Consider the following 14,557-nt stretch of genomic DNA (forward strand, 5'->3'; position numbering starts at 1 on the left):
TAGTTTGACATTAATTCCATATGATGCTATTATATAGTAAATAAAATTTATTACTGTAAGGAGAGTTTTGTCATATGTGTGTCTATGAGATATTACCTACAGGTGTGAAGTTAAAAAAACTAAGAGAGAAATATAAATTAAATCAAGATGATCTAGCGGGAAATGAAATAACAAGAAACCTTATAAGCCAGATAGAACATGGAAAGGCAAGACTAACTAGACATGCAGCTGAAATTATGTTTAAAAATTTACAGGGAATATGTAACAATCGGGATATAGAGACTGATGAGGATATAGAGTATTTATTAGAGGATGAGGAATCACAAGCTAATAAAATACTTGATAGATATATAACAGAACTTAAGGATTTAAGTGTTTATAAGGATGGAATGTTTCAAAATAAATTAGATGAAGTCGAAAACTTCACCGTAAATTGGAATATAATTGATAAAAAAATTATTATTTTTGAATTAGCTGGAGATTACTTTTTTAATACGAATGACTTACATAATAGTTGTATGTATTACGAAAAAGCCAAAGCATTGATGGATAATACTATTTATAGTGATAATCTTATATCTATTTTACGAAAATTGTCCATGGTGTATTTTTATATGGACAAATATGATGAGAACATAAAGTGCTGTGACTTTGCAATAAATAACTTTAAAAACATAAATGAAGAATATTATTGTATTTTCATGTATAATAGTGCGTTATGTTACATTAAGCTTAAAGAATATGATAAAGCCTTAAAAAGATTAGAAAAGATTGAAAAAAAAGTTCAGAGAATAGGTATGGATAGGTATTATGCTGTCATGAATCAAAAAGTTGTTTGTTTTGGAGAACTTGAGAGGTATGCTGAAAGTCTAGATTTAAATGAAAGAATAATCAATAATATAAATAAGGATAACTGTCAAAGCTATTTAGTGGCTTTAATTAATTCAATTTATATTCATATGGAACTTAACAATAAGGAAAAGGCAAAAGAAGTTTTAAATATTGTAGATGAATACATAAATAATTTGAACCAAAACAATAAGTATTTACCAAATACTTATTGTGAAGTAGGAAGAATGCATTCAAAACTGAATGAAACAAAAAAGGCAGAAAAATTTTATTATATAGCTTTAAATTATGCTAAAAAATTCAATCGTAACTCTTTGATAAAAGATATACTTTCAGATTTAATAGATATATATATTTCACTAAATGATGAAAAAAGTATATCAAAAATGAAGGATGAGTTTTTTGTAATCTGTGGAAGGGAGAAAAAAATATCTAGAAATCTCGAATGTAAACTGATAGAATTTTATTTAGAAGCAGAAGACATACAAACGCTTAAAGAATTATATAATTTTAATAAAAGAATTTCATAGGGGGAGTAGATATGTTCTTTTTAAAAAAGCACAAAAAGTTTTTATCAATGCTAGTTTTAACATTAGTAATAGGTGTTTTGGTAACAACTAAAGGTGGAATATCAATATTATCAATGTTTCCTGATGCACCATGGTAAGAGATATAAAGTAATAAGGTAAAATAGTGTTGGAATTAAGAAGACTTATAAGCTCTCTTAATTTCAACACTATTTTAATATCTAATGGGGAAAGTATAGCTTGTATGTATAAGTTTATGCTGTTTTTATCTTATAAGAAATACAAAGTAGATATCTCATTTATCTTTATTATTGATACTATATTGACTTATGACAATTAGTATGGTAATATAACTGTGAGGTGAAAAGGTGGTGATTAGTATTAAAAAATTAGATATTGTTGGAGTAATAATTTGTTGCTTAATGGCTATATTATCTTTTTTAGGAATATGGCACCCAAACAGGTTTGGAGTAGGATTTCTCTGGTTGCTTTGTGGATACTCTTATAAAGAAGTGGAGTTCTTCAAAAGAAAGTGAGGTGTAAATAGAGAGTAGTCCTTATTATATTAGGATAGCTAAATGTTAAAAGAATAAAAAAATTCAATATACTAATAACAATTAGTATATGAAGGAGAAATGTATTATGTTAGGAAAGTTATATTATAGAAGTGGTAGTTGCTTTGGAGAGATAGGGAAAGAAATAAAAACACCTAAAGGAGTTTTTCATATTGGAGATGTAATAAAAATTGGGAATAGAATATCTATATTTGTTGAGAATAAGAGTGTTTGTAGTTATCCATTTATTATGGGGAGGGAAGCATCTACAATAGAAGATATTCTTGAGGAAAACTTTAATAATTGGAAAATTGTTAAAAGTTATAAAGATTTAAAAGATGGAGATATTTATTTTGATAATTGTATTCAAGTGTTTCTTTTTCGAGGAGAACTTAAATATAAAAAAGATGAAAGCTTTTATGGATATATTGGGGATTACGCATTTAAAAATCAAGGAGAAATATTTAGAGTGGGAGATGTAATAGATATCATATGTGGGAAGAATTTTATTATAAAAAATATTAAAAATGAAGCTTTTATAAATGGGTTTAAAGGATCAAGTCTAAATGGTAAATTTAACAATTTGTATTTAGGATATAAAGAGAAGTTTAAATCTTTTTCTGATATCGCTCAAGGAGAAAAGTATGGTTTTGTAGAAGCAAAACTTTTTAATAATTCTCAAGCTAAACAAAGTGTTGTTTTAAAAGTAGAGTTAAGACAAATGAGTAATTTAATTATTGGAAGGATACTTTACCAAGATGAGGAGATTATTAAAAGAGGAAGTTTTAGATTCAAAGCCACCAATGGTATTAATTTAAAAAGTATAGATTCTCCTTATATGTCAGAGCATAATTTGTATTTAAAGGGAACAGACGATAAGGGTGATAAAATGTTTTTTTCATATGATGCAGAAACTATTGAACATGCTAAAGAAGTAATAAAAAATATAAATGTGGCTATTGAAGAGTTAAATGAAAACTATAAAAAAGAAGAAAGAAAAGAAGAAAAAATAAAAACATCTTTAAATAATTTATTTAACATAAAAGACTTGAAAATATCTGTAGATAGAAAAAAGAACGTAATTATTATTAAGATGGGAAATGTATCACGAAAGTGTCTTTTTCAAGATATAAATAGAGGTAATTTCTCAATCAATAGGGTAATAAAAAAATTAGTGTTAATACTACTTGAAGAAGAAATTGAAAGGAGTGAGCGTTAGTGTTAATTGCTCTTATGGGTGGATCATGTGTTGGTAAAGATACAGTATTAAAAATGCTTTATGCTGCCACAGGTATTCGTATTTGCATTTCAAATACAACTAGAACTATTCGAGAGGGTGAGCAGCAAGGTAAAGAGTATAATTTTATAACTGAAAAAGAATTTTTGCATGGTTTATCTTTAGATCAATATGTAGAGTATCGGAAATATAAAACAAAAGAAGGAATATGGTACTATGGATTACCCAAAATTGCAGTAAACCCAAAAGTAAACCAATTTATTATTGTTGATCAAGGTGGATACTATACTTTAATAAATAAATTTGGAAAACAAAATGTAAAGGGTATTTTTTTACAATGTCCTGAAAAGACAAAAATTAAAAGATTTTTAGAACGAGAAAAGGAAAAGGTTAAAAGTAACCGTAAGGATTTTTTTCTTGAATTTTACAGAAGGATGTTAGATGATTTAACTGCATTTCAAAAAGTAGAATTAGATCCTGATATCGAAAAGGTATATGGAAAAACATCTTTGGAAAATTTTTTAAAAGTTAAAGGAATGTTAGCTAAGTGGGGTGTTATAAATGAATAAACCAACATTAGGAATAGATTTAGATACAACTCTAAACACGTTAGATAGAGAATGGGTAAAACGATATAATGAAATATATAAGGATAAATTATTGCCATCAGATATAAAGGGCTGGGATATAGAAAATTATGTAAAGCCTGAATGTGGTAAAAAAATCTATGATATCCTGAAAGAACCTCATTTCTTTAGAAATTTAGGTGTGCAACCATTTGCTGAAACAGCCCTAGAGGAATTAACATCAATTTTTAATATTTATATTGTATCAGCAACACATTATAAAGTATGTGAAGATAAAGGAAATTGGATTAAAGAGAAGTTCCCTTTTATATCTTATCAAAATATTATATTTTGTCATAATAAAGGCTTAGTACACTTAGATATTTTAATTGATGATAACCCACTAAATTTAGAAAACTTTAAGGGAAATAAAATCTTGTTTGATGCACACCATAACAAAAGCGAAAACAGGTTTGTGAGGGCTAGAGATTGGTATGAAGCAAAAGCTTTATGTGAGTCATTAAAAGATTTCTTGTAAACAACTTATGACATTTAGTATATAAAACTAAGATTTTATAAATAATTGTAAAATAAAATCAATGAAAGGTCGAATTTTATGGGAATGGATATCAGTATATATAAATTTAAAAATATAAAATTAAAAACAAATGAAGAATATCAAGATTATATTAATAAAGAAGGATGCTCTAAGGAAGAAGAGTTATGCTATTGGAGAAAACATTATTGGATAAATGATTGGTTTAAGAAAAATGCAAAATTTTCTTTTAGGGATGAATTTCTTTTAATAAAAGAAGATATCTATAATTTTTATAATTTTTGTAATGAATTATTAAATAAGGGATATGAAAAATACAATATAAACAAAGACGATTTCTATTGTATGAGAAATGGAGATGTTATAGAAAATATAGATTTGATTCAAAAAGAGATAAAAAAGACAATAGAACAAATAAAACCTTTATTAGAATTTGATATTCAAAACAATACGCTTGTTTATGATATGAGTTGTTAGTCAATCTAATTTAAAATGTGAGGTGAAAATTTTGCATATTAAATTTATTACAAAAAAGGAACATAAGGTAAAATTAGAAAATTATATAGGTAAACCAATTATCAAAAAAGGAACTAAAGATTATCCAATTGGAGTAATTACTAAAGCAACAGAACACATTAATGATAATGGTTATATAACAATTGAGGCTGAAATATGGGATAAATTTATAGATATAAAAAATAAGTATTTATCAAATGAAAACTATTGTAGTATATCGCTAGAGTTTGAAGGAAGATTGAAATGAAACGAGATAAAAAAGTAACAACATATCCTAATATTAAAATAATTAAACCTTTCTTCTGGAAAGAATGTAGATTTTGTCATAAAGAATTTAAAAAAGAACAAGGCTTTGAGATAGAGGATTTATGTAAAGTGCAGAGGAGTTTATATAGAAGTATATCTGATAAATACAAAGATATTTTTTCACTTATTGTTGTAATGATTGCTGTAAAACCATAGAGGAAGTTAAAGAGAAAATTACAATAGAGAAGGAAAAAGCATCAAGACCACCATCTGATCCATCTTGTCAATATGGGATTAAAGATAAAAAATAGAATTTACATGAAGATTGGAGGAAAATATTATAATAAAAACGTTAGAGCTATTCGGAGGAATAGGCGCACCAAGAAAAGCATTTAAAAATATTGGAATAGACATAAAGGCTATTGATTACGTAGAGATAGATCCAAAGCCAGTAAAAACTTATAATGAAATGTTTAAAAAGGATTTAATGTATAAAACGCAAAATGTCATTGGATATAATCTCAAACCAGATGTTTTGATACATGGAAGTCCTTGCCAAGATTTTTCAATAGCAGGGTATCAAAAGGGAGCAGAGCAAGGTAGTGAGACAAGGTCAAGTCTTATGTGGGAGACTATCAGCATAATTAAACAAATGGGTATTTGGAAACCTCGAGTTGTAGTATGGGAAAATGTAAAAAATGTGCTATCAAAGCACATGAAACATAACTTTGATAAGTATTTAGAAGAAATGAAAAAAATGGGATATACCAATAACTATGAAATACTAAATGCTATGGATTTTGGACTGCCTCAGCGTAGGGAAAGAGTTTTTACGATTAGCTGTTTAGATGGTAAAAAATTTGATTTTGATAAATTGGAGCATAGGAAACTAAGACCTTTATCATCTTTTTTACAAACTAATGTTGATGAGTACTATACTGTTACCCAACCTAGTATTCTGAGAGCCATAGGTAAAAAAGGTGTCAGTAGAGCCACAATAATAAAAGATTATTGCTATACAATAACAACTCGACAAGATAGGTGTCCTGCTCAAGTTATCAGTCTAGGAAATGGAAAATATCGTTTTCTAACCGAAAAGGAGTGTTGGTTATTACAAGGCTTTTCAGAAGAAGATTTTGAAGCAGCCGCAAAAGTGAATAGTCGAAGAGATTTATATAAGCAGGCAGGAAATAGTATTCCAGTAACGATACTAGAAAGTATTTTCAAACAGGTTTTAGAGGAATGGAATAATAAACAAATAGCTGTGTAAAAAAGGAACTAAGAAAGAGTACCCTCGATATCTACTTTATACAGAAGATGAGAATGTATATAAAAGGATAGATAGATTTTAAATCAAGGAGTGGTGTGTCAATGAGTGATTGTCAGATAGTAGATACAATAAAAGAAAAGCATACTTATTTTGATGGAATTTGTTATTTTACTATAACAGATAGTAAATTTTATAACTGTTGATGAAAAGAAGATTAGACTAAAGAATAAAACATGTTGCACTAAAAATGATTAGGACTTGTGACATTTAGTATATTGAAAGGAAGATGATAAATTTATGTCTTACGCAGAGTTGCATTGCCATGACTGCTATAGTTTATTAGATGCTATATCTAAACCAGAAGAGATTATAAGCAAGGCAAAAGAATATGGATATTCAGCTATTGCTATAACTAATCATGGCAATATGTTCTCAATGGTTAATTTTCAAAAAGAAGGAGAGAAACAGGGAGTAAAAACTATTTTAGGAATAGAAGCTTATGAAGCAGACAATTTAAGGATAAAAGACGATACAAGATACCATTTAATTCTTCTAGCAAAAAATAACGAAGGGTTGAAAGCACTTTATGAACTATCCTCCATTTCTTATTTAGAAGGCTTTTATAAAAAACCTAGGTTAGATATAAAAGAAATTGAGCCTTATGCAAAAGACCTAATTATATCTAGTGCTTGCATGGCTGGAAGAATAGATAGGCTATTATTAGCAGATAAATATAATGAAGCTAAAGAATGGATTTATAAATATAAAAAAGTATTTCCCAACTTCTATTTAGAAATGCAGCATCATGATGTAATAGAACAAGCCAATCTGAACAAATTAATTGTAAGATTAGGAAAAGAAACAGGTACACCATATATAATGACTAGCGATTCTCATTATATTAATAAAGAAGATCAAAAAGCCCATTCTATATTTATTCAAACAAATGAAAAAAGAGAGGTTGGAGAAATATATGATGGTTGTTATTTGAAATCAGAAAAAGAAATAAAAGAAATAATGATGAAACAAATAGACAAAGATGATATAGAACTTGCTATAAGTAATACTGAAAAAATAGCAAAAGAATGTAATGTAAAAATAGATTTATCACTTCCTAATCAAATGCCAGAAATACCCATACCAAAAGAATTTAAAAATATTAATCAATATTATATGTATTTAATTAATAAAGGATTTAAGGAAAAAAAATTAAATAAACTTCCTAAGAATGAATTGAAAAAACATATTGAAAGAATTAAATCAGAATATGAAGTTTTAGATTATGTTCATTATATAGATTATTTTGTAATGTTATATATGCTAACCAAGGCAGCAAAAAAAAGAAATATACCTCTTGGATTTAGTCGTGGTTCAGGAGGAAATTGTTTGACATTGTTTGACATGGGGGTTACAGGAATAAATAGCTTAAGATATAACTTAGATTTTTCAAGATTTGCAAGTAAAGGTAGAACTTCATTAGCAGATTATGATATGGATATGTCAAAACGTAGAAGGAAAGAAATTATAGACATTTCAAAAGAATTATTTAATAAATATGAAGATATTCTTCATACACAAGTAGCTCCGATATGTACATTCAATTCATTTTCAACGAAAGTTGCCTGTAGAGATATAGGAAAAGCTCTTCAGGTAAATAATACTTATCCTGATTTAACATATCAAGTTAGGGACATTGTTGCAAAAATGATTCCAAAAGTTACAAGATATGATGAAGAAACAGGAGAAGCTATAGAAGAAGACCAGCAATTAAAAAGTATAATAGATTCTAATGAAAAATTACAAACTTATGCTAAAAAATATCCATTATGGTTTAAATACATTATAAAGTTAGAAGGGTTACCAAAATCTTTAGGATGTCATGCATCAGGAGTTGTCATATCCCCTAAACCAATTATAGATTATGCTCCATTGTGCTTAAACAAAGATAAACAGCCAATGATTCAACTAGAAATGCATAATGTTTTAGACGATTTACATTTAGTAAAAATGGACTTTTTAGGTTTAAAAACTCTTGATGTTATAGATGATGCTTTGAAATTAGCAAAATTAACTTATGATGATATAGATATAAATAAAATAAATTTAAATGATCCAAAAGTTTATAAAAATATCTATAAGAAGGGCAACACAATAGGCGTTTTCCAAATGGAAAGTGCAGAAGCTCGTCAAATGAATATTGATGCTCAGACAGATAATATAGAAGATGTAATTGCACTTAATGCTCTTAATAGACCTGCATGTAAAGCTATGTTTCCTGATTTTGTAGAAAACAAACAACATCCAGAAAATATGAAATTAATTCATGAAGATTTAAGATCTATATTGCAAAGCACATATGGAGTATTGTTATATCAGGAGCAATCTTTATCTATATTCCGATTAGCGAATTTTCCTGATTCAGAGGTGGATTTAGCACGTAGAGCCATTGGGAAAAAAGATATGGAAATCATGAAATCGCTTGAAGAAAAATTGAGAGATAAAGTAGTAAAAGATGAAGATGGTCATATTCTATGGCATTATGGACTGAAGCAAAGAGGATGGGCAGATAAACAAATAGAAGACATATGGAAACTTTTATTGAAACAAGCTACTTATTCATTCAACAAAGGACACTCTACTGCTTATGGATTACTTTCTTATATTACAGCATGGTTAAAGACTTATTATCCTACTGAATTTATGACAGCGCTATTGAATTCAGAAATAGGTGATTATGAAAAAATTGCGAAGTATATAATTGAATGCAAGAAAATGAATGTAAAAGTTATAGAACCAGATATAAATAAATCTATAGATTTTTTCTCAATAAGTAAAAGTTCTATATTATTCGGAATAAATATGATTAAAAATGTTGGAGATTCTGTTATTCCAGATATTATAAATAACAGACCATACCAGTCATTTAATGACTTCATAACACGCTGCAATATAGGTAAACGAGCTACTATAGCATTAATAAAATCAGGAGCTTTTAATGAGTTTAATAAAGATAAAAGCACTCTTTTATACGAATATTGTAAATCAGCATATACACCAACAGTATATAAACCTGTAAAAAACCTTAAAACAAAAAAACAAATGTTTGAGTTAGGTTTAGTTGAAGATGAAATTACTTGGAAAGATAAAGATTTATGCCTTGCTAGGTTAAATGCATACAACAAGAACAAGTATATTAAAAAAGAAAAAGAAAGATATGAGAAATGTTATAAAGAATTTGAAGAAAAATATATGCAAGGTAGTATAGAAGATTGGCAATTTGAAACTTTGTCTATGTATTTAACAGTTGATCCATTTAAAGAACTTAGGAAGATACTAAAACCATTTGATGATATGGGAGAAGGTATTGGTTTAATAGCTGGAACTATTTTTGCAATAGAAAATAAAGTAGATAAAAAAAATAATAAATATGCTTTTGTATCACTTATAAATCAAGAAAGTAAGATTATAGAAGCTGTAACATGGAGTAGTATTTATTCTCGTTATCAGGAATTTATAAAATCAGGAACAAAAATTATGTGTTTAGGAAAGAAAAAAGACACGCTGTTTAGTATAGATGAAATAAAGTTACTAGATGAATGGAAAAAAGAACTAAAAGGAAGTGTGTACAATAATTAGAAAAAAGGAAAGATACTTTATAAGGCATATAAATAAAAGAGTTTCTTACGCAGACAGACAAAAAATTAAAAGAACTACGTACTATTTGTTTTGGGTTATTCCTATCTTTATTAAAGATGAAATTGTTGGAGGTGATTATGAAATTTAAAAGACTACTTCTAACAAAAAGATAGTAAAAACAATATTTTGAATGAATACTTCTTAATATATTAAAAAAGTATTTTATAAAAATACAACAGAAAGAGGGTATTTTGTGGCTATAAATACAGGTAAAAGATTTGAAGAAGATTTCAAAAAATCTATTCCAGAAAAATATTGTGTTATTAGATTAAAAGATAGTGCTTCATCATGGAATGGTGGTACAAGTTCTAGGTTCACCATAAATAATCCATGTGATTATATTGTATTTGCCAACAAATGGTTACATTTAGTTGAACTAAAAAGTCATAAAGGTGCTAGTTTTCCTATAGCACCTAAATATAAGGAAAAGAAACGAATGAAGAAAATTAAAATAAATAGAAAGCAATGGTACAAAATAGCGCAAGTAATGCATAGTTTTAAATTTTTAAATATAGAGAAGTATATTCCTAAAAAGGTTAGCAATTATGGTGTTATTAAACCTAATCAAATTAATGATCTAATAAAATATCATAAAAAAGAGAATGTAAATGGAATATTTATTTTCAATTTATCTGAAAAAGATAGAACTTATTGCGTAGATTGTAGAGAAGTCAAGCAAGCTATAGATGAAAATAAAAAAAGCTTATCCATGGAATGGCTAAATTTACATGGAATTCTCTTGAATCAAGAAAAAAAGAAGACTAGATGGAAATATGATCTATCGCCTATGTTTGATTAACAAAACATTTTAAGAAAAAAATAGTTAACGATAAGGTAGTGGAAGAATTAATAAATAAATGTTAAGTTAAGTAAAAAAATATGGGATAGTACGCAATTCAAATTATTTGAAGCTAGAACAATTAGAAAAGGAGTGAATTGATGAAAAAAAGGAGTTTTAAAAAATATATTCCCAAAGGACGATTTTGCTTAGGATGCCCTTATAAAAGACTAATTAAATCAAGAGCCAATAAATCTAACTGTAATTTATCAAGTATATGTAAAAATAAATGTTGGTCTTCCGATACTACAAAATGTATAAAAGAGATATATGCATGTAAATATATCGGTATGCAGGATGGCGAAAGAAGAACAGGATTATGGGATGGGTTCAAAATATGTGAAGAAAAAATAAAATGACTTATAGCGTTTAGTATGATAAAATGTATTCAATGAGTAAAACGGAGATGATAAATTTGAATATAAATGAGAGAAATAAAGTAGTAGAAAAATACATGACATTGGTAAAGAGTATCGCTAGAAAATATATAAACCGTTCTGGAACTCTAGAGTTAGAGGATATGGTTCAAAGTGGTGCAATTAGTATGATTAATGCTGTGGAAAACTTTGATTATAATAAAGGCGTAAAGTTCTCCACATATGCTAGGCATTGTGTTGAAGGAGGTATGAAGAATTATTGTAAAAAGAATGAACTTATACATCTCTCAGAATATCAAAGGAAAGATCTGAGAAGAATTAAAAAATTATTTGATGAGAAACAATTGGAAAACAAAGATATAGATATAACTGAAATTTCTGCTGAATTAGGAATTGAAAAAGAAAAAGCAATAAATTTAATTTGCTTTTTAAATAAGGATAAGTATATTCCCATAGATGATTACGAATATAAATATGGAAAAAGTTTTGAAAAAGAAATTGTAGATAATATATTAATAAGAAGCTTAATAGAAAATCTTCCTAAAAACCAGCAAAATTTAATTCGAGAAAGATTAAAAGATATGTCTTTTACAGATATAGGTAAAAAGTATAACATAACAAGACAAGCAGTCCAACAATCTGTTAAAAGGATAATAAACAAAATGAAAAGAGAACTAGAATATGCTTAAGATGAAATTAATTGAAGTAAATGAAGAAAAGCAACAGGAGATTTTCAAGATAAACAATTCAGCTAGTAATATATCTAAGGTTCAATTTACTCATATAGGAGGAGAGGAGCAGAAAACTGATGATTTTTTTAAAGCTTTAGCATTAGGATATTTAAGAAGGAATAATCTAATTGACTAATAAAAAAAAAGGTACTACAATTTTATCATAGAGTAGATACGATTATATGACTACTCTATGATTTTTTATAATAGGGAGAATTTAGAATGGAAAAAATAATAGAGAAAAAAGAAAACTTAAAAAAGGTATATGGTTACGTAAGATTAAGTAGAGATGAAGATAAGGAACAAGCATCCTTAGAAAATCAAAAGCAAATTATTAGAACATATGCAAAGAACAATGGGTATATATTAGTTAAGATATTTGAAGACGACAATGTCTCTGGAATGACCTTTGATAGAGAAGGTTTAAATGAATTAAAAGAAGTTATTGAAAATGGCAATATAGATATTTTACTTGTAAAGGATTTATCTCGTATAGGTAGACACAAAGCTTATTCTGCTTTATTTATGGAAGAATTAAGATCTAAAAAGATTAAAGTTATATCTATTGCTGAAAATCTTGATAATATGGATGAAAATAATGATATACTAATAGGGTTCAAACAAATACTTAATGAACAGTATGCTAAAGATATAAGTAGAAAAATCAGAGCAGCGTTTCACCAAAAGCAAAAGGAGGGATTAGTTATAGTACCACCATTTGGATATGAAAAAAATAATCAGACTAATAAAATAGAGATTGATGAAGAATGCGCAGGTGTTGTCAAAAAAATCTTTTCATTATATATAGGTGGATTTGGGTATAAAAAAATAGCACAACAGTTAACAGAAGAAAAAGTTCACACACCATCTTGGCATCAGTTTCAGAAATCTGGAAAAGTATATCACGCAGGAAAGAAGTGGATCGGACAAGATATCTGGAGTGATAGAACAATAGCAAGAATACTTTCAAATGAAGCTTATATTGGAACACTTAAATGTCATACTACGACAAGAAGCGTTATTTATAAAACAAGGGGTTTAATACCTAAGGATGAACAAATAATACATGAAAATTTTTACCCGCCTATAATAGATGAAGAAGTTTGGGAAAAAACAAAAGCTATTAAGAAAAATAGAACAAGAGGTCACGTTAGGGCTTCAGGTAATAGCAAAATACATAAGTACGCAGGACTTCTTATATGTAAGGATTGTGGTAGTGGATTTGTTGCTAAAAAAAGAAAATGGAATGGAATAGAACGCATTGAATATATTTGTAATGCATATCACAGATTTGGGAAAACAGTATGTACACCACATAGAATAAGGGAAGAAGAATTAGATAATATCTTATGTGGATTCTTAGAGAGATTAAAAGAAACATGTGAAGAAAATTTAAATCGAGCAGATAAATTTATAACAAAGTGGAATAGTAAAAAAAGAAATTATGATAAATCTATAGATAAGATTCAAAGAGAAATTTTTTCTTTAAAAACCGAGGTTAAGGCTTACGCAAAGCAATTAGCAAAACAACTTATAAATGAAGAATTGTTTCAAGAGTTGACACAAGAAACAAAAGAAAAAATTGATATACTAGAAAATCAAATAGATACTTTTCAAGAGGTAAAGAAAATAAGTAAAAATGCAAAAGCAGGACTATTGAAAAGCAAGGAAATAATAGATAAAATAATCGAAGAAAAGGACTTAGTTAGTGCAGATTTACAAATGTTAGTAGATAAAATAATAGTCCATCAATCTTGTACAGGGGAATTAGAATTAGATATAAGAGTAAACACTCCTTTCAAATTACATTCAGAACTAAAATCTACTTTTACTGTCATAGAGGAGCAGTCCAGTTGAGGGGCGTGTGGGATAACCGTACGGGTTCAAGTCCCGTCCTTCGCACCAAAATAAATGATTTTCTGAAGTATTTGTGAAGCTCTTATTTTGAACCTACAGTTCAAACAAGGGAGTTCAATATTTAGATGAGTATATGTGCTTCATGTGAATCCTTTTACGGTATTGAATGAGATAGATGCATCTGTGAGGACACCCACCTATCGTAGAGATAGGTGTCAAAATTGGGGTAACGGTATTTTGGATTTACATTTGAATGTAGAGAGAGGTTTTAAAGACCTCTCTTTTTTTATTATACTTAATTATAATTTTTAGTGATTTTAAGTGAATTTTAGTAACATATTTACAAAATATACATGATTGAGTTGTTCTACATAAGAAGATAAATAAATATGTATATAATAAATAGTTTAAAGGGGAGGACTTCTACCTTGAAAAACGTTTATGATTATGGGATATATGCTGTTCGCTATGATGGAAATGACAAAAATAATCTTATTCAATCTACTAAAGTTTGTTTTATAAAAGATAATAATGTGAGTATGCCTGTTGAATTTTCAAGAGATTTTTTAATTGCTGATATAGAAGATGGGAATAAATATTATACTATGTATAAGAATAATAACAAGTGGGAAAGGAGAGAAATTGTAAGTATAGAGTATATAAAAGGGAATCCATATGTTAAAATAAGATTAGATGGTATAGAGGGTGATGATTTAGGAGAGCTTCCTAATTATTAA

General features: G+C 27.6%; 16 protein-coding genes and 1 other RNA gene. All 17 read left to right on the forward strand.

The window, feature by feature from the left end; genetic code table 11:
* Nucleotides 1-74 precede the first annotated feature (74 nt).
* Nucleotides 75-1,379 (forward strand): helix-turn-helix domain-containing protein, encoded by a 1,305-nt coding sequence (locus tag CA_RS06415; protein ID WP_010964527.1) that lies wholly within the window; start codon nt 75-77, stop codon nt 1,377-1,379.
* Nucleotides 1,380-1,390: 11 nt separating this feature from the next.
* Complete coding sequence (locus CA_RS20325; RefSeq protein ID WP_275541664.1) at nt 1,391-1,516, forward strand: hypothetical protein; 126 nt, start codon at nt 1,391-1,393, stop codon at nt 1,514-1,516.
* A 502-nt stretch (nt 1,517-2,018) separates the two neighbouring features.
* The gene (locus CA_RS06420; RefSeq protein WP_010964529.1) at nt 2,019-3,149 is read left to right on the forward strand and encodes a hypothetical protein; all 1,131 of its coding nucleotides are present in this window, start codon (nt 2,019-2,021) and stop codon (nt 3,147-3,149) included.
* Nucleotides 3,149-3,736: a guanylate kinase gene (locus CA_RS06425; RefSeq protein ID WP_010964530.1), complete on the forward strand. Its 588-nt coding sequence runs from the start codon at nt 3,149-3,151 to the stop codon at nt 3,734-3,736. Before CA_RS06420 ends, CA_RS06425 begins: the two co-directional genes overlap by 1 nt.
* Nucleotides 3,729-4,271 (forward strand): 5' nucleotidase, NT5C type, encoded by a 543-nt coding sequence (locus CA_RS06430; protein ID WP_010964531.1) that lies wholly within the window; start codon nt 3,729-3,731, stop codon nt 4,269-4,271. Before CA_RS06425 ends, CA_RS06430 begins: the two co-directional genes overlap by 8 nt.
* Before the next feature lie 78 nt (nt 4,272-4,349).
* Nucleotides 4,350-4,766, forward strand: a complete 417-nt coding sequence (locus CA_RS06435; protein WP_010964532.1) for a hypothetical protein — start codon at nt 4,350-4,352, stop codon at nt 4,764-4,766.
* Nucleotides 4,767-4,788: 22 nt separating this feature from the next.
* Nucleotides 4,789-5,052, forward strand: a complete 264-nt coding sequence (locus CA_RS06440) for a hypothetical protein (RefSeq protein ID WP_242663048.1) — start codon at nt 4,789-4,791, stop codon at nt 5,050-5,052.
* Nucleotides 5,049-5,267, forward strand: coding sequence for a hypothetical protein (locus CA_RS06445; RefSeq protein ID WP_010964534.1), 219 nt, complete (start codon nt 5,049-5,051; stop codon nt 5,265-5,267). Before CA_RS06440 ends, CA_RS06445 begins: the two co-directional genes overlap by 4 nt.
* A 109-nt stretch (nt 5,268-5,376) precedes the next feature.
* The gene (locus tag CA_RS06450) at nt 5,377-6,321 is read left to right on the forward strand and encodes a DNA cytosine methyltransferase (RefSeq protein WP_010964535.1); all 945 of its coding nucleotides are present in this window, start codon (nt 5,377-5,379) and stop codon (nt 6,319-6,321) included.
* Nucleotides 6,322-6,618: 297 nt separating this feature from the next.
* Nucleotides 6,619-9,957, forward strand: coding sequence for a DNA polymerase III subunit alpha (gene dnaE / locus CA_RS06455; protein ID WP_010964536.1), 3,339 nt, complete (start codon nt 6,619-6,621; stop codon nt 9,955-9,957).
* A gap of 253 nt (nt 9,958-10,210) precedes the next feature.
* Nucleotides 10,211-10,816, forward strand: a complete 606-nt coding sequence (locus CA_RS06465) for a hypothetical protein (protein ID WP_010964537.1) — start codon at nt 10,211-10,213, stop codon at nt 10,814-10,816.
* 140 nt (nt 10,817-10,956) lie between these two features.
* A complete protein-coding gene (locus tag CA_RS06470) occupies nt 10,957-11,214 on the forward strand; it encodes a hypothetical protein (protein WP_010964538.1) in 258 nt (85 codons plus the stop codon).
* 47 nt (nt 11,215-11,261) lie between these two features.
* Nucleotides 11,262-11,921, forward strand: a complete 660-nt coding sequence (locus CA_RS06475) for a sigma-70 family RNA polymerase sigma factor (RefSeq protein WP_014518904.1) — start codon at nt 11,262-11,264, stop codon at nt 11,919-11,921.
* Entirely contained in the window at nt 11,914-12,099 is a 186-nt protein-coding gene (locus tag CA_RS06480; RefSeq protein ID WP_010964540.1) for a hypothetical protein, read from the forward strand. The genes CA_RS06475 and CA_RS06480 overlap by 8 nt, the downstream gene beginning before the upstream one ends.
* 86 nt (nt 12,100-12,185) lie before the next feature.
* Nucleotides 12,186-13,820, forward strand: a complete 1,635-nt coding sequence (locus CA_RS06485) for a recombinase family protein (RefSeq protein WP_010964541.1) — start codon at nt 12,186-12,188, stop codon at nt 13,818-13,820.
* A gap of 56 nt (nt 13,821-13,876) precedes the next feature.
* Nucleotides 13,877-14,068: non-coding RNA, 6S RNA (gene ssrS / locus CA_RS06490), on the forward strand.
* Between the two features lie 180 nt (nt 14,069-14,248).
* The gene (locus CA_RS06495) at nt 14,249-14,557 is read left to right on the forward strand and encodes a DUF3892 domain-containing protein (RefSeq protein ID WP_010964543.1); all 309 of its coding nucleotides are present in this window, start codon (nt 14,249-14,251) and stop codon (nt 14,555-14,557) included.

Source organism: Clostridium acetobutylicum ATCC 824, from assembly GCF_000008765.1.
Taxonomy (GTDB): domain Bacteria; phylum Bacillota; class Clostridia; order Clostridiales; family Clostridiaceae; genus Clostridium_S; species Clostridium_S acetobutylicum.